Origin of the sequence: Roseburia faecis, assembly GCF_001406815.1 — a bacterium.
GTDB classification, from domain to species: Bacteria; Bacillota; Clostridia; order Lachnospirales; family Lachnospiraceae; genus Roseburia; species Roseburia faecis.
Map to the genome: position 1 here is coordinate 1 of NZ_CVRR01000063.1, position 1,213 is coordinate 1,213.

Annotated in this window: 1 protein-coding gene and 1 pseudogene; both read left to right on the plus strand. The window is 41.1% G+C overall.

Annotated features, from left to right (window positions below; genetic code table 11):
- Positions 1-165: pseudogene (locus tag M72_RS14150) on the plus strand (helix-turn-helix domain-containing protein); the annotation flags it as partial.
- An 86-nt stretch (positions 166-251) separates the two neighbouring features.
- The coding region (locus M72_RS14155; protein ID WP_055068686.1) for a tyrosine-type recombinase/integrase at positions 252-1,213 on the plus strand (962 nt) is incomplete at its 3' end.

Genomic DNA, 1,213 nt, shown 5'->3' on the forward strand with positions numbered 1-1,213 from the left:
GAATATAATGAGATTATGTTCTTAAGGGAAATCACTCACACCATCAATGCTTTTAATGAGATGGCAGACGTTGTAAGGCTCTATTCCAAGAAACCAAAAACAGCAGAACAAAGGCTTGCAAATCTTTTATCAGAAGTCTTATACGAAGATTCCGAATCGGTATAGTAAGACAACCGGAGTTATGATATACTTACACGCACGAAGCATTTCATCAGTTCCGATTGTCTAATATCGAAAGGAGACATACGATTATGGCAAAAGGATCTGTAAGAAAAAAAGGAAAGAAATGGTACTACCGCTTCTATGTAGAGGACGCAAGCGGCAATCTTGTTCAGAAAGAATGCGTTGGAACAGAAAGCAAAAGTGAAACTGAAAAGCTGCTCCGTCAGGCAATGGATGATTATGAGAAAAAGAAATTTGTTGCCAAAGCGGAAAATCTCACAGTCGGACAGCTTTTGGATGTGTGGGCAGAGGAGGAATTAAAAACAGGTACGCTCAGCAATGGTACGGTGGAGAATTACCTCGGAACAATCCGAAATATCAAGAAACACCCATTGGCAGAACGGAAACTGAAAAATGTAACCTCTGAACATTTGCAATCCTTCTTTGATTTGCTTTCCTTCGGGGGAGTTCATCCCGACGGAAAAGAGAGAAAGGGTTACAGCAAAGATTATATCCATTCTTTTTCCGCAGTCATGCAGCAGTCCTTCCGTTTTGCAGTATTTCCAAAGCAGTATATTACGTTCAATCCCATGCAGTATATTAAACTGCGGTATCAGACGGATGAAGTGGATTTGTTTTCCGATGAGGATATGGACGGAAATGTCCAACCAATTTCACGAGAAGATTATGAAAGATTGCTTGCTTATCTGCAAAAAAAGAACCCAGCCGCAATACTTCCAATCCAGATAGCCTATTATGCCGGGCTTCGTATTGGAGAAGCCTGCGGTTTGGCATGGCAGGACGTAAATCTGGAAGAACAATGCCTTACCATAAGACGCAGCATCCGATATGATGGCTCAAAGCGCAAATATATCATCGGACCAACCAAGCGGAAAAAAGTAAGGGTTGTTGATTTTGGAGATACACTGGTAGAGATTTTCCGTAATGCCCGGAAAGAGCAGTTAAAAAATCGAATGCAGTACGGAGAACTTTATCACACGAACTACTACAAAGAGGTCAAAGAGAAAAACAGAGTGTACTACGAATATTA